A 17,675-nucleotide genomic window follows, 5' to 3' on the forward strand; every position below is an offset into this window, starting at 1 on the left:
GCAGGGTGATGGCCATTGGGGTGTGCAGGTTGGTCACTGGGTTTTCGCGGCCTTCAGGGCTTCAAGGACGGTATCTGCGTGGCCGGCCACCTTGACCTTGCGCCACGCCTGCACGATACGACTGTCAGGCGAAATCAGGAAGGTGCTGCGCTCGATGCCGCGCACCTGCTTGCCGTACATGTTCTTGAGCTTGATCACGTCGAAGGCGGTGCACAGCGCTTCGTCGCCGTCGCTGATCAGCGGGAAGGCGAAGCCCTGCTTGGCGCAGAAGTTGTCGTGGGATTTGACCGAATCGCGGGAAACGCCGAACACGCACGCATCGAGGCGGGTGAATTCGGGCAGCAGCGCGTTGAAGTCGATGCCTTCGGTGGTGCAGCCCGGGGTGCTGTCCTTCGGGTAGAAATACAGCACCAGCCACTGGCCGGCGAGTGCGCCGAGGGAGGTGTGCTCGCCGCCGGACAACGCCAGCGGCAGTGCGAGGGTGGTGCTGTCCAGGGTGTCGCCGTCGTTCATGGGTTCCTTTCCGGATCCTGGGGTCGTGCCATTACAACTGCATGAAACGCCGCGCGCCCGTGACGAACGCGCGAACGATCAGAACTTCATCGGATCCATGATGGCATCCAGGTTCAGGTGGTCGCAGAACTCGAGGAAATCGTCGCGCAGCGCGGCGATGTGCATGTTGGCCGGCACCCCGATGGTGACCTGCGCCGAGAACATCTCCGCCCCGGTCTGCATCGCCCGGTAGCGGGTGCTCTGCAGGTTTTCGATGGTGATGCCCTGGCGGTCGAAGAAATCGGCCAGCTGGAACAGGATCCCCGGCTTGTCGGCGGCGATCACTTCCACGATGTACGGCAGCAGGTTGGACTGCGCCTGCTTGGCACCGGTGCGGTACCACACCAGCTTCAGGCCCTCTTCGCGCTCGAGCCGGGTCAGCATGGCTTCCAGCTTGGCCACCGCGTCCCACGAGCCGGTGGCCAGCGCGGTCACCGAGACGTCGCGGCCCACCGTGGCCAGGCGTGCATCAACCAGGTTGCAACCGCTGTCGGAGATACGCCGGGTGACAGGCAGCAGGGGGGACTCCGGATGCGTCGTGTAGGCGTTGATCAGGAGATGGTTTTCGGTCGGCGCAGGCCGCGGCGTGGTGTCGGTCAAGAGGGTTCCGGGTGATGCAAGGTGAGTCTGAACGGCCGGCGACGGCACGTTCGCCGGAGTCCAGCATACTTGCCCGTGCTTTCGACCCGCAAGTAACATGCAACGTACATCCGGCCGGCGTTTAGGCCCGCTGGGTTCCCCCTTTCTTCCGAGCAACGTTTCCTTGTCCCTTTCCGGTCTCATCACCGCGCTGGCCACGCCTTTCAAGGCCGATGGCGCATTGGATCCCGACGGTTGGCAGCGCCTGCTGCACCTGCAACTGGAGGGTGGCGTTCACGGGGTGGTGGTGGCCGGTTCGACCGGCGAGGCCGCTACCCTGTCCGACGACGAGTACGACCAGCTGCTGCGCAGCGCGGTCAAAACCGTGGCCGGGCGCATCCCGGTGCTGGCCGGGACCGGCCTGTCGGGCACGGCGAAAACCATCGAACAGACCCGCCGGGCCGCCGCCAGCGGCGCCACCCATGCGCTGGTGGTGACCCCGCCCTATGTGCGCCCCACCCAGGAAGGGCTCATCGCCCACTACCGCGCCGTCGCCGACCAGGGCGGGCTGCCGGTGATCCTGTACAACGTGCCCGGGCGCACCGGCTGCGACATGCTGCCCGAGACCGTGGCCGTGCTGGCCGCGCACCCGAACATCGTGGGCATCAAGGAAGCGGTGGGTGATGTGGGCCGCGTGCAGGCCCTGTTGGCGCTGCGTTCGGCCGATTTCGCCATTCTCAGTGGCGACGACGGCACCGCGGCGCGCTCGATCCTGTCCGGGGTCGATGGCTTGATCTCGGTGGGCTCCAATGCCCTGCCGGGGGCATACCGACGCATGTGCGACCTGGCCGCAGCCGGCGAGCGCGAGGCGACCGAGGCGTGGGATGCCCGCCTGGAACCGTTCCATGAATTCTGCGGCGTGGAGTCCAATCCGATCCCGGTGAAGGACCTGCTGCGCCGGATCGGCATCGGCCACGGGCTTCGCCTGCCGCTGCTGTCCCTGTCTGCGGCGCACCATGCCGCTGCCGAACACCTGGCCACCGACATCGGTGCGCTGGAAGCACTATCCAACCACTGACCACCCGTGGTCACCCAGGAGATTCCCATGCGTCAATCCGTTTCCGCCATCCGCGTGTTGTCCTTCGCGATCCTGGCCACCGCCACCCTCGTGGGTACCACCGGTTGCTTCAAGCGCGGGGCCAAGGGCGACTACGCGCTGGCGCCGGAAGTGCGTCCGCTGGAAGTGCCGCCGGACCTGAACGCCCCGGGCGCCAGCCCGGCCGCCCAGGTCCCGGTGCTGGCCTCGCAGGCGGCCAAGCCGGCGCCGGCCGCAGCGTCCACCCAGGCCCCGACCAATGCGGCAGGCTTCACCGTGCCGGGCAGCAAGGACGAGGTGTTCGGCAAGGTCGGCACCGCGCTGGAATCGGTGGCCGGCGTGAAGATCGCCAGCAAGGCACAGCTGCTGGGCTCCTATGACGTGGCCTACGAAGGCAGCGACTTCCTGGTGCGCGTGGTGGGCGTGGAAGCCGGCGCCTACGTGTCGGCCGTCGATCCGCGCGGCCTGCCGGCCACCGGCGCCGCCCCGACCAAGCTGCTGGGCGAGCTGAAGGCGAAGCTGGCTCAGTAAGGAAGACAAGCGGTAGGTCCGGTCGGGTCCGACGCTGAGTGCGTCGGGCCCGGGAGCAGCCGGCCAGCGGCCGGCACTACCCGTCATCTGTCAGAGATACGAAAAAGGGCGCCCATGGCGCCCTTTTTCGTTGCCACCGCGATAGCGGCTCAGCGTTCCAGCAGGGGCAGCTTGTCCGGCTTGCCGTCCCATTCGCCGGCGTCGGCGGGCGGGTCCTTGCGCACGGTCAGCACCGGCCAGGCCTTGGCCAGCTCGGCATTGAGGCCCACGAACACTTCCTGCCCGGCGGGCACGTCGTCTTCGGGGAAAATGGCGTTGACCGGGCATTCCGGTTCGCACAGGGTGCAGTCGATGCACTCGTCCGGGTCGATCACCAGGAAGTTCGGGCCTTCATGGAAGCAATCCACGGGGCACACTTCCACGCAATCGGTGTGTTTGCACTTGATGCAGTTTTCGGTGACAACGAAAGGCATGGGGAAATCCGGCGTTAAGCCGCGTAATTCTAGAACAGGTTGTGGCCGAATGCTGGCGTGGCGTACGCAGTCGGCCCGCCCTGATGCCCGGGCGGGCACGCGCAGCCCTTGTGCAGCAAGGCGTTGCGGGTTCTACGCAGCACCGCAGCCGGTCAGTCCAGGCGGACCCGGCTCTCCGGAAGGCCGGGATGCGCCTGGGGCGCGCTGAACAGGCTGCCGGCCTGCGGGCTGGCCGCCAACTGTTCGGGCGTGTGGTCCAGCCGCGAACTGATCACGTACAACGTGCGCAGATCGGGCCCACCGAAGGCGACACAGGTGGGGTTCTTCACCGGCACCGGCTGCACCTGCAGCAGTGCGCCGTCGGTGCCATAGCAGCTCACCTGGCCGGCGCGCCACTGCGCGTTCCAGACCCGCCCGTCGGCGTCCACCGCCGACCCGTCGGGCTCGGCGGCGCGATTGGCCAGCGTGGCGAACACGCGCACGTTGGTGGTGCGGGCGCGCTCGGGGTCGTAATCGCAGGCCATGATCCGGGGCGTCACCGAGTCGCACCAGTACAGCGTGCGGCCATCCAGGCTGAAGCTGACCGCGTTGGGAATCACAATGCCCGGTAGCGGCAGTTCGCGCAGGCCGTGGCGGCTGGAGTACTGATAGAAGCGGCCGTCGGCGGCGCGCGCCGGGTGTTCGTTCATGGTGCCGAACACGAAGTTGCCGTGCCGGTCAGCGCGCCCATCGTTGCTGCGTGTGTACGCTTGGTGGGGCTCCACGTCGGCCAGCCACTGCAGCGGCAGCGCAGTGTCGGTGGCGGCCGCCAGGTCGGCGCGGTGCAGGGATTTGGCCAATGCCACCAGCAGCGTGCCATCGTCGAACAGTCCGATGCAGCCGGGCCGGTCCGGCAATACCCAGTGGCGCGTGCTGCCGCTGCCCGGCCTGTGCTGCCATAGCCGCCGTTCGGCGATGTCGATCCAGAGCAGGCTCTGCCGCCGGTCGCACCAGAGCACTCCCTCGCCGTGGGTGCAGCGGCTGTCCACCGCCAGCGTGGCCGGCGCGCGTTCAAGGCTCATCGCGACACCTCCTGCGACATCGGCACCCTCGGCGTGGTGCGGTAGCGGAATGTGCCGGTCCGGCGAAGGTTCATGGGCATGGTGCAGGCGCTCCTTGACACTGCCGCGCCATGCCCGGGAGTGGGCAGGCGGCGAGGCGGGCATGGTCGCAGTGGAGGGCGCCGGTGATCAACCGGTTGCCGAGCCAGGCAACGCCCTGTCGCCCGGGCAGGCCGTGGCCGAACCGCCGCCCAGCAGGCGCGAAAGGTGTGAGAACCTGTCCATTCCTACCGGCTGTGGTGTTGGACAGCGCCCCTTCGACCCAGGTATTCCCATGACCCGTGCTTCGCTCAGCAGTACACATGCCGGCAGCGGCGAGAACACCGGCTTCATCATCCTGATCAGCTGCGTGGCCACCATCGGCGGCTTCCTGTTCGGCTTCGACAGCGGCGTGATCAACGGCACCGTCGATGGCCTCAAGGACACCTTCCAGTCCAGCTCGGCCGGGATCGGCTTCGAGGTGGCCTCGATGCTGCTCGGCTGCGCGATCGGCGCGTTCTTCGCCGGCCGCCTCGGTGACCGGCTTGGCCGCCGCGGCGTGCTGATCATCGCCGCGGTGATGTTCCTGTTTTCCGCCCTGGGGGCCGGGGCTGCGGACAGCTCCACGGTGTTCATCATCGCGCGGGTGATCGGCGGGTTCGCGGTCGGCGCGGCCAGTGTGATGTCGCCGGCCTACATCGCCGAAGTCGCCTCGGCCCGGTACCGCGGGCGGCTGGCCACGGTGCAGCAGATCGCGATCATCAGCGGGTTGTTCTGCGCCTTCCTGAGCAACTACCTGTTGGCCAAGGCGGCTGGAGCGTCCACCGAGTCTTTGTGGCTGGGCCAGGCTGCATGGCGCTGGATGTTCTGGATGCAGGCCATTCCCTCGCTGCTGTTCCTGGGCCTGCTGCTGGTGATCCCGGAAAGCCCGCGCTTCCTGGTGGTGAAGGGCCGCCGCGACCAGGCCCTGGCCGTGCTGACCCGTCTGTATGGTCCGGCCGAGGCCCAGGCCAAGATCGGCGAGATCGAGGGGTCCCTGGCCCAGGACCAGCACCGGCCCACCTTCGCCGACCTGGTCAGCAGGAGCACCGGCAAGCTGCGTCCGATTGTCTGGATCGGCATCGGCCTGGCGGTGTTCCAGCAACTGGTCGGCATCAACGTTGTCTTCTACTACGGCGCGGTGCTGTGGCAGGCGGTGGGCTTTTCGGAGAATGACGCGCTGCTGATCAACGTGCTGTCCGGGGCGCTCAGCATCGGGGCCTGCCTGGTCACCGTGATGCTGATCGACCGTATCGGCCGCAAGCCGCTGCTGTGGATCGGCTCGGTGGGCATGTCGCTCGCGCTGGCGCTGGTCACGTTCGCCTTCGCCAGCGGTTCGCTGGACGCCGGTGGCACGCTGCAGCTGTCCGACCGCATGGGCGTGCTGGCGCTGGTGGCGGCCAACGTCTACGTGATCTTCTTCAACATGTCCTGGGGCCCGGTGATGTGGGTGATGCTGGGCGAGATGTTCCCCAACCAGATCCGTGGCTCGGGGCTGGCGGTAGCCGGCGCGGCGCAGTGGACGGCCAACTTCGCCATCACCGTGTCCTTCCCGGTCCTGCTGGGCAGCATCGGCCTGGCCGGTGCATATGGCATCTATACGGTGGCCGCCGTGCTGTCGGTGTTCTTCGTGCTGCGCCTGGTCAAGGAGACAAAGGGCAAGGAACTGGAGCAGATGGAGGGCTGAAGGCGCGCCTGGCCGGGCCGAGCGGGTCGGGCGGTGCAGCGGGCCGCACGTGCTCCCCGCTGCGTGCCTGGCAGGGCAGGGACCGGCGGTCCTGGGCCTGGAACGCAAAAAACCCCGCCGTGGCGGGGTTTTTGGCTTCCGTGCAGCGCGACTGGTGCTCCCTAGGGGACTCGAACCCCTGTTTTAGCCTTGAGAGGGCCACGTCCTAACCATTAGACGAAGGGAGCAGGCTTTGTCGCGAACTGCGCAGCGCGCTAGTATATGGACCTAGATGCCATTGGGCAATCCCGAAAACTCAACCGGAAGCGCCAACATCAATTCTTCTGCTACATCACCGTTCAGCCTGCGCGTGATTCCGCGCGACCAGCACACCATCTCCCGCAAGGACATCAGCCCCAACGCGTTGCGCGTGTTGTACCGGCTGCGTGATTCCGGGTTCGCTGGCTACCTTGTAGGGGGCGCCGTGCGCGACCTGCTGGTCGGAGGCAACCCCAAGGACTTCGACGTGGCCACCGATGCCACCCCGGAACAGGTCAAGGCGCTGTTCCGCAACTGCCGCCTGATTGGCCGCCGCTTCCGGCTGGCACATGTGGTGTTCGGTCGCGAAATCATCGAAGTGGCCACCTTCCGCGCCAACATCGACGATGGCAGCGGCGACCGCGAGATGGAAAACGGCATGCTGGTCCGCGACAACGTCTACGGCAGCATCGAAGACGACGCGATCCGCCGTGACTTCACCTGCAATGCCCTCTATTACGCCATCGAGGACTTCTCGGTGCGCGACTACACCGGCGGCTTCGAAGACGTCCAGGCGCGCCTGATGAAACTCATCGGCGACCCGGAAAAGCGCTACCAGGAAGACCCGGTGCGGATGCTGCGCGCGGTGCGCCTGGCCGCCAAGCTCGGCTTCCAGATCGACGACGCCAGCGCCGAACCGCTGCCGCGGCTTGCCGGCCTGCTGGCCGAAGCCGCGCCGGCGCGCCTGTTCGAAGAAGTGCTCAAGCTGTTCCTGTCCGGGCACGGTGTGGCCAGCTTCGAAGGCCTGGAGCGCTACGGCCTGCTCGATGTGATGTTCCCCGAGAGTGCCGCCGCACTGCGCAGCAACCGCAGCGGTGCGTTGCGCCGCATGGTCATCGAAGGCCTGCACAACACCGACCTGCGCGTGGCCAACGATGAGCCGGTGTCGCCGTCGTTCCTGTTCGCGCTGCTGCTGTGGCCGGCGTTCTGCCGCGCCCTGGCCAGCCTGCAGAAGCAGGGCGTGGCGCTGGAAGAGGCACAGCGTCGCGCCGCCGACCGGGTCACCCTGCACCAGCTGACCACCATCGCGCTGCCGCGCCGCTTCTCGCTGCCGATGCAGGAGATCTGGCTGCTGCAGGGGCGTTTCAGCTCGCGCCAGCGCAAGCGCGTGATCCGCACCCTGACCCATCCGCGCTTCCGCGCCGCCTACGACTTCCTGGTGTTGCGCCAGGTGGCCTCCAGTGAGCACAGCGCCGATGTCGAGTTCTGGCGCGAAGCCCAGTTGCAGTCCGGCCCGGAGCTGGATTCGGCGCTGGATGCGGCGCATGTCGAGGGCGAAGTCGACGAAGACGGGGCACCGCGCAAGCGTCGGCGCCGGCGACGTCGGCCGGGCGGGGCCGCCACGGGCGAGTAAGACGTGACCGCTGCCTGCATTGGATTGGGCGCCAACCTGGGGGACGCCGCGCAGACCCTGCGCGATGCGTTCCAGGCCCTGGCAGGGTTGCCGCGCACCACGCTGCGCGCGCGCTCGCTGCTGTACAGCACGCCGGCCTGGGGCAATGAAGACCAGCCGGCGTTCGTCAACGCGGCCGCGCTGCTCGACACCGCGCTGGACGGTCCGGAACTGCTGGAGGCGCTGCTGGGCATCGAGCGTGATTTCGGCCGGGTCCGCGAGCCGGGCGTGCACTGGGGGCCGCGGACGCTGGACCTGGACCTGCTGCTGTTCGGCGAGGACATCATCGACCTGCCACAGCTCAAGGTCCCGCATCCCCACCTGCACGAGCGTGCGTTCGCGCTGCTGCCGCTGGCCGATATCGCCGCCGACGCGGTGATTCCCGGTCACGGCCGTGTGCGGGATGCTGTGATGCGGGTCGAGGCCTGCGGGATCGCGCCAATAGGGGGATAATGCGGGGCTTATCGCCACCGGTTATCAGCTCATGAGTACCCACGCAGACAGCAAGCCCTGGACCGTTCCCGCCTTGGCCGAGGCCAAGCGCAACGGCCAGAAGCTGGTGATGTTGACCGCCTATGACGCCGGGTTCGCACGTGCGTTCGACGCCAACGGCGTGGACCTGATCCTGATCGGCGACTCGCTCGGCATGGTGGTGCAGGGGCATGATTCGACCCTCCCGGTCACCACCGACGACATGGTCTACCACACCCGCGCCGTGGCTCGCGTGCTGCAGCGTGCGCTGCTGGTGGCGGACCTGCCGTTCGGTGCCGACGCCACCCCCGAGCGCGCGCTGGATGCCTCGCTGCGCCTGCTGCAGGCCGGCGCGGAGATGGTCAAGATCGAAGGCGCCGGGTTCAAGCTGGACATCATCCGCTACCTGGTGGAGCGCGAGATCCCGGTCTGCTCGCACCTGGGCCTGACCCCGCAGTCGGTGCTGCGCCTCGGCGGTTACCGCGTGCAGGGCCGGGGCGACGCTGCCCAGCAGCTGCGTGACGACGCCAAGGCCGCGGTCGACGCCGGTGCCACCCTGATCGTGCTGGAGTGCGTGCCCACCCCGGTCGCCACCCAGGTCACCGCCGATGTGTCCGTGCCCACCATCGGTATCGGCGCCGGCCCCGGCTGCGACGGCCAGGTGCTGGTGCTGCATGACTTCCTTGGCCTGGACAGCGGCCATCGCCGACCCAAGTTCGTCAAGGATTTCCTTGCCGACGGCGGGTCGGTTGCCGGTGCTGTCCGTGCCTACGCCGACGCCGTGCGCGACGGCTCCTTCCCCGACGCAGAACACGCCTACGCCTCATGATCGAAACCGTCACCGAACTGTCCCGCCTGCGCGCCGTCGTCAACGGCTGGAAGCGTGAGGGCCTGCGCGTCGCGCTGGTCCCCACCATGGGCAACCTGCATGCGGGCCACTATTCGCTGGTCACGCTGGCGCGGCAGTACGCCGACCGCGTGGTCTCCAGTGTCTTCGTCAATCCGACCCAGTTCGGCCCCAACGAAGACTTCACCCGCTACCCGCGCACCCCGGAAGCCGACACCTCCGGGTTGGAGCAGGCCGGCTGCGATGTGCTGTGGCTGCCCACGGTTGAATCGATGTACCCGTTCGGCATCGAACTGGCGGCCAGCGTCAACGTGCCCGGCATCAGTGGCCTGCTGGAAGGCGCCCACCGCCCCGGCCATTTCGATGGCGTCTGCACGGTGGTCTCGCGCCTGTTCAACCAGGTACAGCCGGACGTGGCCGCCTTCGGCAAGAAGGACTACCAGCAGCTGGCAGTGATCCGCCAGATGGTGGAAGACCTGGCCTTCCCGATCCAGATCGTGGGCGGGGACATCGTGCGTGAAAGCGATGGCCTGGCCATGAGCTCGCGCAACCAGTACCTCAACGCCGAGCAGCGCCCGGTCTCGACCACCATCCACCAGGTGCTGCTGGGCATGCGCGAGGGCTTCATTGCCGGCAAGACCCGCAGCCTGATCGAGGCCGAGGCCACCGCCGCCCTGCAGGCGGCCGGGTTCCAGGTGGACTATGCCGTGGTGCGCAAGCCGGACCTGTCCGAGCCGGCCGACGCCAACGACGGCACCCGTGTGGCCCTGATCGCCGCGCGCATCGGCAACACCCGGTTGATCGACAACCTGGAGTTCTGAGGCGGCACCCCTGGGGGTGAGGCGGGTAGAGCCACCCCACGGGTGGCTGCTGCAGGGCGCCCACCATTCTGCGGGTGTGCCGAGATGACCGTGTAGCCACCCATGGGGTGGCTCTACCCTGGGGCGTCCACCATCCTGCGGGTGTGCCGAGATGATCGTGTAGCCACCCATGGGGTGGCTCTACCCCCCCGGGGCGCCCACCGTCCCGGGGATGAAGCCCGCGATCCCGCGCGGCCACCCATGGGGTGGCTCTACCTCCGGGCCGGGGGTGGGCCATGACGATGCTGAACCGCTGGCAGCCTCCGGGGCGGGCGCGTGCGCCTTGCCCTGCCGCCGATCCGGCGGGTGCTAGAATTTCCCTTTCCTTTACCGTTGTCCCGTTGCCATGCATCTGTCCCTGCTCAAGACCAAGATCCACCGCGCCACCGTCACCCACTCCGAGCTGAACTACGAAGGTTCCATCGCCATCGATGACAACCTGCTGCAGGCCACCGGCATCCGTGAGTTCGAACAGGTGCACATCTGGGACGTCACCAACGGTGCGCGTTTCTCCACCTATGCCATCCGTGCCGAGGCCGGCAGTGGCGTGGTGTCGCTCAACGGCGGCGCGGCGCGCCACGTGCAGGTCGGCGACATCATCATCATCGCGGCGTTCGCCAGCATGAGCGAAGAAGAAGCTGACAGCTTCAAGCCGAAGTTGGTATATGTGGACGGCAAGAACCAGATCTCCCACACCAACGACAGCATCCCGACCCAGGCCGCATGACACAGCACAACGGATTCGACCCGCTCCACTCCCATGCCCAGCGCCTGCGTGGCGCAAGCATTCCCGCGTTGATCGCCGCCGAACCGGGCCGCGCACAATCGCTGGGGCTGCGGGTCGGTCCGTTGTACGTCAATTTCGCGCGGCAGAAGTACGACCGCGCGGCCTTGGACGCACTGCTGCAGCTGGCCGCCGAGCGCGATGTCGCCGGCGGCTTCCAGCGCCTGTTCCGCGGTGAAACGGTCAACCTGACCGAAGGTCGCGCGGCGCTGCATACCGCATTGCGTGGCGACCTCAGCGGCGCACCGGTGGCCGGCGAAGCCTTCGCCACCGCCGCCCAGGTCCGCGCGCAGATGGGCGAACTGATCGCCGCGCTGGAAAAGACCAACGTCACCGACATCGTCAGTGTCGGCATCGGTGGCTCGGACCTCGGTCCGCGCCTGGTGGCCGACGCGCTGCGTCCGGTCAGTGGCGCGCGCTTCCGCGTGCATTTCGTCTCCAACGTGGACGGCGCCGCCATGCAGCGCACGCTGGCTACGCTCGACCCGGCCACCACCGCCGGCGTGCTGATTTCCAAGACCTTCGGTACCCAGGAGACCCTGCTCAACGGGCAGATCCTGCATGACTGGCTGGGCGGCAGCGAGCGCCTGTATGCGGTCAGCGCCAACCCGGAGCGGGCGGCCAAGGCGTTCTCGATCGCCGCCGGCCGCGTGCTGCCGATGTGGGACTGGGTGGGCGGGCGCTATTCGCTGTGGTCGGCGGTCGGCTTCCCGATCGCGCTGGCGATCGGCTTCGAGCGTTTCGAGCAGCTGCTGGCCGGTGCCGCGCAGATGGACGAACACGCGCTCACCGCGCCGCTCGCACAGAATCTGCCGGTCCTGCATGCCCTGACCGACATCTGGAACCGCAACCTGCTGGGCCATGCCACCCATGCGGTGATGACCTACGACCAGCGCCTGGCGCTGCTGCCGGCCTACCTGCAGCAGCTGGTGATGGAAAGCCTGGGCAAGCGCGTGCAGCTCGATGGCAGCCCGGTGGCCAGCGACACCGTGCCGGTGTGGTGGGGCGGGGCGGGCACCGATGTGCAGCACAGCTTCTTCCAGGCGCTGCACCAGGGCACCAGCGTGATCCCGGCCGATTTCATCGGCTGCGTGCGCAACGATGACCCCTACGTGGTCAACCACCAGGCGCTGATGGCCAACCTGCTGGCGCAGACCGAAGCGCTGGCCAACGGCCAGGGCAGCGACGACCCGCACCGTGCGTATCCCGGTGGCCGCCCGAGCACGCTGATCCTGCTCGACGCGCTCACCCCGCAGGCGCTTGGCGCGCTGATCGCCATGTACGAACACGCCGTGTACGTGCAGTCGATCATCTGGAACATCAACGCCTTCGACCAGTTCGGCGTGGAGCTGGGCAAGCAGCTGGCCAGCCAGTTGCTGCCGGCGCTGCAGGGTGAAGCGCATGCGATCACCGATGCGGTGACGCTGGAGCTGCTGGGGCGGTTGACGGCCTGACCGTCGCGTAGAGCCGACCGTCGGTCGGCTGAAGGGCGGTAGAGCCGACCGTCGGTCGGCTGAAGGGCGGTAGAGCCGACCGTCGGTCGGCTAATGGGCAGGTAGAACCGACCGTTGGTCGGCTGTCGCGCGCGGCGCGCGGGGTTGATTATCTCGATGACGAGCAGCCGACCAGCGGTCGGCTCTACCGGTTCTTGCGCCCGGCGTTACCGGCTGGGGTCGCGTTCCGGGCTCGGGCGTTTGGCCAGCTTGCGCTGCAGCGAGCGGCGGTGCATGCCGAGCAGGCGCGCGGCGGCGGATACGTTGCCGCCGGTTTCGTGCATGGCCTGCTGGATGTGTTCCCACTGCAGCCGGCTGATCGGGGTCATCGCGTCCGGCGGCTCCAGGTCGCCATCGTCGGCCGGGCCATCGTCTTCTTCGCCCAGCGCGCGCAGGATCATCGGCACGGTGGCCGGCTTGGGCAGGTAGTCGTCGGCCCCCAGCTTGATCGCCTCCACCGCGGTGGCGATGCTGGCGTAGCCGGTGACCAGCAGGATCCGCATGTCTTCGCGCAGGGCCCGCAGCGGCTGGATCAGCGACAGGCCGGATTCGGCGCCCAGCTTCAGGTCGATCAGCGCATACGCCGGCGGGTTCTGCCGGGCCAGCAACAGCGCCGAGGCGATGTCGCTGGCGGTCACCGTTTCCAGGCCCTTGCGGCCCAGGCTGCGCTGCAGGGTGCGCAGGTACAGCTCGTCGTCGTCGACCAGCAGGCCATGGCTGGCAGCGGGCAGGGCGGGAATGTTCATGCGGAAGTCTCCGAAGACGTCAAAGGCAGGCGGAAGCCGACGCGGGTGCCGGCACCATTGGCCGGGCGCATCCACAGTTCGCCGTCCAGGCGTTCAATGGTGGCGTGCGACAGGGCCAGGCCCACGCCCATGCCCTGCGCCTTACCGCTGTTGAACAGGGTGCCGGGCAGGACCGCCTGGCGGGCATCGAAGCCGTGGCCGTAGTCGCGCACTTCGCCGATCAGGGTGTCCCCTTCGATGCGCAGCGTCAGGTCCACCTGCGGGCGCTCGGCTTTCTCGCCGGCGTCGGCGGCGTTGTTGAGCAGCACCATCAGCAGGTGGCCGATGCCCGGGTCCAGCGGCAGTTTCAACGGTGCGTCGTCGTTGCGCTTGAGGGTGATGGTCGGGCGCACCAGCCGCCACTGTTCCAGCACCTGCGGCAGCGTCACCACGTCGCGCCCGGGGGCATCGCCGGCGGCCGGGCGGGCCAGCGCCAACACCCGCTCGCGGCACTGCACCAGCAGTTCGCGCAGGGTGTCCACGTCGTCGCGCACTTCGCTGCTGTTGGTCTGGTCGGCAATGTCGTCGGCCAGCAGGGTCATGGTGGCCAGCGGGGTGTTGAGCTCATGGGCTACCGACGCGGCGTGGGTGGCCAGGGCCACGATGCCTTCATTGCGCACGAAGCGTTCGCGCAGCAGGGCCAGCTCATGCTCGCGGTGGCGCAGGGCGATCGCCAGGCGGGTGGCGAACACCAGCACTACCGTGGCCGACAACAGGAAGTTGCAGACCACGCCCCATTGGTGCATCTGCATGGCGGTGAAGTAGCCGGCCGGCAGGGGCAGCCCGAAGATGCCACTGACCGCGTAGCCGATCAGGCAGGTCGCGGCCACCGCCAGGGTCCAGCGCAGGGGCAGGGCGAGCGCGGCCAGGGCGATCAGGATCAGGAACAGGGAGCCGAACGGATTGCCGATGCCGCCGCTCCAGCCCACCATCCAGGTGAGCACGCAGACGTCCACCAGGATGTGGCCGAAGGCGGTCACCGGCGCGGTGTCGGCGTCGTTCACCCGCAGCTGCGCGTACAGGTTGAACAGGGTCAGCGCGGCCACGCCGGCCCACAGCGGCAGCTGCGGCAGTTCCAGCCCCAGCACCGAGGTGGCCACCAGGATCGTGGCGGCCTGGCCGGCCACGGCCAGCCAGCGCAGGCTGCACAGGGTTCGGAGGAAGGGGGCGTCGGTGCCGGTCATTGCGCACATCCTATGCGCTCGGGGGCTGGCCTGCCTGCGACAATCGGCCGCATCGGTTGAATGAGCACCGACCAACGGCCGGCACCCACCCCGCGCGCGTGAACACGCGTGGCGCGCTAAAATGGGGAATGCATGACGCCGTGACCCAACCGACCCAACCGTCCGACACCACCGTGTGGGCCCGCCGCCAGACCCAGGCCGTCCGCATCGGCGGCGTGGTCGTGGGCGGGGGCAGCCCCGTGGTGGTGCAGTCGATGACCAATACCGACACCGCCGACATCGCCGCCAGCGTCAAGCAGGTGGCCGAACTGTGGCGGGCCGGGTCGGAGATGGTGCGCCTGACGGTCAACAACCCGGAGTCGGCCGCGGCCATTCCGCGGATCGTGGAAAAGCTGCAGATGATGGGCATCGATGTGCCCCTGATCGGCGACTTCCACTACAACGGCCACCAGCTGCTGACCCAGGAGCCGGCCTGTGCCGAAGCCCTGGCCAAGTACCGGATCAACCCCGGCAACGTGGGGTTCGGCAAGAAGAAGGACACCCAGTTCGCGCAGCTGATCGAGTTCGCGATCCGCTACGGCAAGCCGGTCCGCATCGGCGCCAACTGGGGCTCGCTGGACCAGTCGCTGGCGGCCCGCCTGATGGATGAGAACAGCCAGCGCGCCCAGCCTTGGGACGCCGGCCGGGTGCTGCGCGAGGCGCTGATCCGTTCGGCGCTGGATTCGGCGCATACCGCGGTCGAACTGGGCCTGCCGCGCGATCGCATCGTGCTGTCGGCCAAGGTCAGCGGCGTGCAGGAACTGATCGCGGTCTACCGCGACCTGGCGCAGCGCTCGGATTTCGCGTTGCACCTGGGCCTGACCGAGGCCGGTATCGGCAGCAAGGGCATCGTGGCCTCGTCGGCGGCGCTGGCCGTGCTGCTGCAGGAAGGCATCGGCGACACCATCCGCATTTCGCTTACCCCCGAGCCAGGCCAGTCGCGCACCGCCGAGGTGATCGTGGCCCAGGAACTGCTGCAGACCACCGGGCAGCGTGCCTTCACCCCGCTGGTCACCGCCTGCCCGGGCTGCGGCCGCACCACCTCCGAGTTCTTCCAGGAGCTGGCCAAGGTGGTGCAGAACCATGTGCGCGAGAAGATGCCGGTCTGGAAGGTCAGCCACCCGGGTGCCGAGAACATGACGCTGGCGGTGATGGGCTGCATCGTGAACGGCCCGGGCGAGTCGCGCCACGCCAACATCGGCATTTCGTTGCCCGGTACGGGTGAAACCCCGGCTGCGCCGGTGTTCGTCGATGGCGAGAAGGCCGTGACCCTGCGCGGCGACAACATCGCCCAGGATTTCGTGGCGCTCATCGACGAGTACGTCGAGCGAAAGTATGTCCGCAGCGTCGGATAAGCCCGACGTTCTGGCCGGCCAGGAGCCGGTCGCCGGGTTCCGCCATTGGATGGCGCACAACGCGTGGCGGTTCGTCCTGCTCTTCGCCGGCGTGCTGCTGCCGCTGGCCGGCTTCGTGGCATTGGCCGATGAAGTGCACGAATTTGAATCGTTCCACTTCGACGCGCCGCTGCTGTGGAAGATGCATGGCCTGCATTCGCCGGGGCTGGACCAGTTCTTCACGCTGCTCTCCAAGCTCGGCTACGAGTGGTTCCTGATCCCGGCCGATGTACTGATCGTGCTGGCGCTGCTGTGGCGCAAACGGTGGCGCGAGGCGAGTTTCGTGGCCATCAGCTTCGTCGGTTCGGCGTTGTTGAACCTGGGCAGCAAGCAGTTCTTCCAGCGCGACCGGCCCAGCTTGTGGGAATCGATCGCCCCGGAAAGCACGTTCAGCTTCCCCAGCGGCCACGCGATGGGCTCGATGACCCTGGCGGTCACGGTGGCCCTGCTGGCCTGGAACACCCGCTGGCGCTGGCCGGTGCTGGTGCTGGCCCCCGGGTTCAGCGTGCTGGTCAGCGTATCCCGGGTGTACCTGGGGGTGCACTATCCCTCCGACATCCTGGCCGGTTGGTGTGCCGCCCTGGTTTGGGTGGTAGGGTGCTTCCTTGTCATGTTCCGGCGCCGGCATCCCTGGCGCCACCGACCCCGCGCCGGGGTATCGGCAGCACAGGCCGATCGCGACGGGGTATAGGCGTACAGTAATAGGCGTAGTAAACCGATATGGCCTGGGGTGAAAGGCTTAGGGGGAGGGGCAATCCGGCGTGGTTGTGATGCGGGCACCAGAATGCGCCGACAGGAAGGTTTCTTCCTTGTTATCGCAACATCCCGCCGCTAGGCTTGCCCCCGTTCGCAGCGTTTGAAGAGGTACGTGGATGACGATTCGAGTGTATCTGGTGGACGATCATGCGCTGGTGCGAACCGGCATGAAGATGATCCTGTCCAACGAGACCGATATCGAGGTAGTCGGTGAAGCGGACTCCGGCGAAGACGCGTTGCCTGACATCCGTCAGCTGCGACCGGACGTGGTGCTGTGCGATCTGCACCTGCCGGGCGTCAGCGGCATGGAAGTCACCGAGCGGGTGGTGCGTGGCGACCACGGCACCCGCGTGGTGATCGTCTCGGTGCTCGAAGACGGCCCGATGCCCAAGCGCCTGCTCGAAGCGGGTGCCTCCGGCTACATCGGCAAGGGCTGCGATGCACAGGAACTGCTGCGTGCCGTGCGCGACGCCGCGCTGGGCCGGCGCTACCTGGGCAGCAGCATCGCGCAGAACCTGGCGCTGTCCAACGTGGAAGGCACCCAGTCGCCGTTCGACGCCCTGTCCCCGCGCGAACTGGAAGTGGCCCTGCTGCTCACCCAGGGCCTGCGCCAGGAAGACATCGCCAAGCGCTTGAGCCTGAGCGCCAAAACCGTCAACACGCACAAGGCGCGCCTGTTCGAGAAGATGGGCATCCACGACAACATCGCGCTGGCCCGCATGGCCAGCCAGTACGGTCTGGTGGATCCGGCACGGCCGATGTAACGCGTTGTCGGTGAGATCTTTACCGGTGGCTGAACCGTGACAAGTCTGACGGTGTGCGTCCGGAAGCGCCACACTTGCGTTGAATTGATGCACTCGGTAAGTCTGAAGCAGTCAACAAGGAATTTGGTTGTTCTGAGGATAAGAGCGATGTCGATCAGGGAAGTGTCGTCAGGCAGGCTGGCAAGGTCACGGAGAACTTACATCTGGGTGTGACGCCGTGAGAATTTGGCAGACGGACTTCAGTAATTTTGGCGGCAGGTCTCTCAATGTCGCGCATTTCGGAGCCGACACATCGGGTGGCGCGGGTATCGTGAACCTAGATGCAGATGTTTATACGAGGATTCTTCGGATCGAAGAAGAGTCGGTCGGCTATTTTCTTCACAGGTTCGGCATGGATATGTCGCACCTGGCTGACACGTGGCATCAATCATTGGAAGAGGCGATGGAGCAGGCCGAAGAAGAGTTCGGCGTTCCGCCAGCAGCGTGGTCGCTGCTGATTGAGGGATGACCAGTTCCGTCGGAGCTATGGACCTTCATTCACGAAGATCGCTCCGAAGTGACTCGGGGCCCAC

The 17,675-nt window shown here is 67.4% G+C and carries 19 protein-coding genes and 1 tRNA gene; 13 read left to right on the plus strand and 7 right to left on the minus strand.

From position 1 onward, the window contains the following. Positions 1–33: 33 nt before the first annotated feature. Both ABIA71_RS01215 and ABIA71_RS01220 read right to left on the minus strand, forming a co-directional pair. Positions 34–513, minus strand: coding sequence for a peroxiredoxin (locus tag ABIA71_RS01215; RefSeq protein WP_354282457.1), 480 nt, complete (start codon positions 511–513; stop codon positions 34–36). A gap of 78 nt (positions 514–591) precedes the next feature. Further along, on the minus strand, positions 592–1,152 hold the full coding sequence (locus tag ABIA71_RS01220; protein ID WP_038689096.1) for a glycine cleavage system transcriptional repressor: 561 nt from the start codon (positions 1,150–1,152) through the stop codon (positions 592–594). A 163-nt stretch (positions 1,153–1,315) separates the two neighbouring features. On the opposite strand from ABIA71_RS01220, the gene dapA reads away from it, so the two are divergent. Continuing rightward, the gene (gene dapA, locus ABIA71_RS01225; RefSeq protein WP_313243836.1) at positions 1,316–2,209 is read left to right on the plus strand and encodes a 4-hydroxy-tetrahydrodipicolinate synthase; all 894 of its coding nucleotides are present in this window, start codon (positions 1,316–1,318) and stop codon (positions 2,207–2,209) included. 27 nt (positions 2,210–2,236) lie between these two features. Next, positions 2,237–2,758, plus strand: coding sequence for a hypothetical protein (locus ABIA71_RS01230; protein ID WP_354282460.1), 522 nt, complete (start codon positions 2,237–2,239; stop codon positions 2,756–2,758). 149 nt (positions 2,759–2,907) lie between these two features. Here ABIA71_RS01230 and fdxA read toward each other — a convergent pair whose 3' ends face one another. Then, a complete protein-coding gene (gene fdxA / locus ABIA71_RS01235) occupies positions 2,908–3,231 on the minus strand; it encodes a ferredoxin FdxA (RefSeq protein ID WP_108764771.1) in 324 nt (107 codons plus the stop codon). 152 nt (positions 3,232–3,383) lie between these two features. After that, positions 3,384–4,292: an SMP-30/gluconolactonase/LRE family protein gene (locus tag ABIA71_RS01240; RefSeq protein ID WP_354282463.1), complete on the minus strand. Its 909-nt coding sequence runs from the start codon at positions 4,290–4,292 to the stop codon at positions 3,384–3,386. A gap of 313 nt (positions 4,293–4,605) precedes the next feature. On the opposite strand from ABIA71_RS01240, the gene ABIA71_RS01245 reads away from it, so the two are divergent. Then, complete coding sequence (locus ABIA71_RS01245) at positions 4,606–6,036, plus strand: sugar porter family MFS transporter (RefSeq protein WP_354282465.1); 1,431 nt, start codon at positions 4,606–4,608, stop codon at positions 6,034–6,036. Positions 6,037–6,188: 152 nt separating this feature from the next. Here the strand turns inward: ABIA71_RS01245 and ABIA71_RS01250 are convergent. Then, a tRNA-Glu gene (locus tag ABIA71_RS01250) sits at positions 6,189–6,263 on the minus strand. 50 nt (positions 6,264–6,313) lie between these two features. On the opposite strand from ABIA71_RS01250, the gene pcnB reads away from it, so the two are divergent. The 6 genes from pcnB to pgi all read left to right on the plus strand — a co-directional run bounded on the left by pcnB (position 6,314) and on the right by pgi (position 12,142). After that, positions 6,314–7,687: a polynucleotide adenylyltransferase PcnB gene (gene pcnB, locus ABIA71_RS01255; protein ID WP_038689084.1), complete on the plus strand. Its 1,374-nt coding sequence runs from the start codon at positions 6,314–6,316 to the stop codon at positions 7,685–7,687. 3 nt (positions 7,688–7,690) lie between these two features. Continuing rightward, positions 7,691–8,179, plus strand: coding sequence for a 2-amino-4-hydroxy-6-hydroxymethyldihydropteridine diphosphokinase (gene folK / locus ABIA71_RS01260; RefSeq protein WP_354282467.1), 489 nt, complete (start codon positions 7,691–7,693; stop codon positions 8,177–8,179). 31 nt (positions 8,180–8,210) lie between these two features. Then, positions 8,211–9,026, plus strand: a complete 816-nt coding sequence (gene panB, locus ABIA71_RS01265; protein ID WP_354282469.1) for a 3-methyl-2-oxobutanoate hydroxymethyltransferase — start codon at positions 8,211–8,213, stop codon at positions 9,024–9,026. Next, on the plus strand, positions 9,023–9,865 hold the full coding sequence (gene panC / locus ABIA71_RS01270; RefSeq protein ID WP_354282471.1) for a pantoate--beta-alanine ligase: 843 nt from the start codon (positions 9,023–9,025) through the stop codon (positions 9,863–9,865). The genes panB and panC overlap by 4 nt, the downstream gene beginning before the upstream one ends. Positions 9,866–10,250: 385 nt before the next feature. Next, the gene (panD, locus tag ABIA71_RS01275; RefSeq protein ID WP_038689075.1) at positions 10,251–10,631 is read left to right on the plus strand and encodes an aspartate 1-decarboxylase; all 381 of its coding nucleotides are present in this window, start codon (positions 10,251–10,253) and stop codon (positions 10,629–10,631) included. Beyond that, on the plus strand, positions 10,628–12,142 hold the full coding sequence (gene pgi / locus ABIA71_RS01280) for a glucose-6-phosphate isomerase (protein ID WP_354282473.1): 1,515 nt from the start codon (positions 10,628–10,630) through the stop codon (positions 12,140–12,142). Before panD ends, pgi begins: the two co-directional genes overlap by 4 nt. 206 nt (positions 12,143–12,348) lie before the next feature. Here the strand turns inward: pgi and ABIA71_RS01285 are convergent, their stop codons facing one another. Continuing rightward, on the minus strand, positions 12,349–12,927 hold the full coding sequence (locus ABIA71_RS01285; RefSeq protein ID WP_128097693.1) for a response regulator transcription factor: 579 nt from the start codon (positions 12,925–12,927) through the stop codon (positions 12,349–12,351). Continuing rightward, complete coding sequence (locus ABIA71_RS01290) at positions 12,924–14,150, minus strand: ATP-binding protein (protein WP_354282476.1); 1,227 nt, start codon at positions 14,148–14,150, stop codon at positions 12,924–12,926. The genes ABIA71_RS01285 and ABIA71_RS01290 overlap by 4 nt, the downstream gene beginning before the upstream one ends. Positions 14,151–14,278: 128 nt before the next feature. Here ABIA71_RS01290 and ispG point away from each other — a divergent pair, with 128 nt between their 5' ends. From ispG to ABIA71_RS01310, 4 genes are all read left to right on the plus strand, one after another. After that, on the plus strand, positions 14,279–15,544 hold the full coding sequence (ispG, locus tag ABIA71_RS01295; protein WP_159496428.1) for a flavodoxin-dependent (E)-4-hydroxy-3-methylbut-2-enyl-diphosphate synthase: 1,266 nt from the start codon (positions 14,279–14,281) through the stop codon (positions 15,542–15,544). Beyond that, the gene (locus ABIA71_RS01300; protein ID WP_159496429.1) at positions 15,525–16,274 is read left to right on the plus strand and encodes a phosphatase PAP2 family protein; all 750 of its coding nucleotides are present in this window, start codon (positions 15,525–15,527) and stop codon (positions 16,272–16,274) included. Before ispG ends, ABIA71_RS01300 begins: the two co-directional genes overlap by 20 nt. A gap of 181 nt (positions 16,275–16,455) precedes the next feature. After that, on the plus strand, positions 16,456–17,103 hold the full coding sequence (locus ABIA71_RS01305; RefSeq protein WP_038689063.1) for a response regulator: 648 nt from the start codon (positions 16,456–16,458) through the stop codon (positions 17,101–17,103). A 217-nt stretch (positions 17,104–17,320) separates the two neighbouring features. Beyond that, positions 17,321–17,611 (plus strand): hypothetical protein, encoded by a 291-nt coding sequence (locus ABIA71_RS01310; RefSeq protein WP_128095760.1) that lies wholly within the window; start codon positions 17,321–17,323, stop codon positions 17,609–17,611. Positions 17,612–17,675 lie beyond the last annotated feature (64 nt).

It is taken from the genome of Stenotrophomonas sp. 2619, from assembly GCF_040548725.1.
GTDB classification, from domain to species: domain Bacteria; phylum Pseudomonadota; class Gammaproteobacteria; order Xanthomonadales; family Xanthomonadaceae; genus Stenotrophomonas; species Stenotrophomonas maltophilia_AP.

What these genes read in the sequence shown, in the direction of transcription:
- ABIA71_RS01300 (WP_159496429.1), top strand. Translation starts at nt 15,525, where the DNA reads ATGTCCGCAGCGTCGGATAAGCCCGACGTTCTGGCCGGCCAGGAGCCG.
- ABIA71_RS01230 (WP_354282460.1), top strand. Translation starts at nt 2,237, where the DNA reads ATGCGTCAATCCGTTTCCGCCATCCGCGTGTTGTCCTTCGCGATCCTG.
- panD (WP_038689075.1), top strand. Translation starts at nt 10,251, where the DNA reads ATGCATCTGTCCCTGCTCAAGACCAAGATCCACCGCGCCACCGTCACC.
- ABIA71_RS01305 (WP_038689063.1), top strand. Translation starts at nt 16,456, where the DNA reads ATGACGATTCGAGTGTATCTGGTGGACGATCATGCGCTGGTGCGAACC.
- ispG (WP_159496428.1), top strand. Translation starts at nt 14,279, where the DNA reads ATGCATGACGCCGTGACCCAACCGACCCAACCGTCCGACACCACCGTG.
- ABIA71_RS01245 (WP_354282465.1), top strand. Translation starts at nt 4,606, where the DNA reads ATGACCCGTGCTTCGCTCAGCAGTACACATGCCGGCAGCGGCGAGAAC.
- pgi (WP_354282473.1), top strand. Translation starts at nt 10,628, where the DNA reads ATGACACAGCACAACGGATTCGACCCGCTCCACTCCCATGCCCAGCGC.
- panB (WP_354282469.1), top strand. Translation starts at nt 8,211, where the DNA reads ATGAGTACCCACGCAGACAGCAAGCCCTGGACCGTTCCCGCCTTGGCC.
- fdxA (WP_108764771.1), bottom strand. Translation starts at nt 3,231, where the DNA reads ATGCCTTTCGTTGTCACCGAAAACTGCATCAAGTGCAAACACACCGAT.
- ABIA71_RS01240 (WP_354282463.1), bottom strand. Translation starts at nt 4,292, where the DNA reads ATGAGCCTTGAACGCGCGCCGGCCACGCTGGCGGTGGACAGCCGCTGC.
- panC (WP_354282471.1), top strand. Translation starts at nt 9,023, where the DNA reads ATGATCGAAACCGTCACCGAACTGTCCCGCCTGCGCGCCGTCGTCAAC.
- ABIA71_RS01285 (WP_128097693.1), bottom strand. Translation starts at nt 12,927, where the DNA reads ATGAACATTCCCGCCCTGCCCGCTGCCAGCCATGGCCTGCTGGTCGAC.
- ABIA71_RS01290 (WP_354282476.1), bottom strand. Translation starts at nt 14,150, where the DNA reads ATGACCGGCACCGACGCCCCCTTCCTCCGAACCCTGTGCAGCCTGCGC.
- ABIA71_RS01215 (WP_354282457.1), bottom strand. Translation starts at nt 513, where the DNA reads ATGAACGACGGCGACACCCTGGACAGCACCACCCTCGCACTGCCGCTG.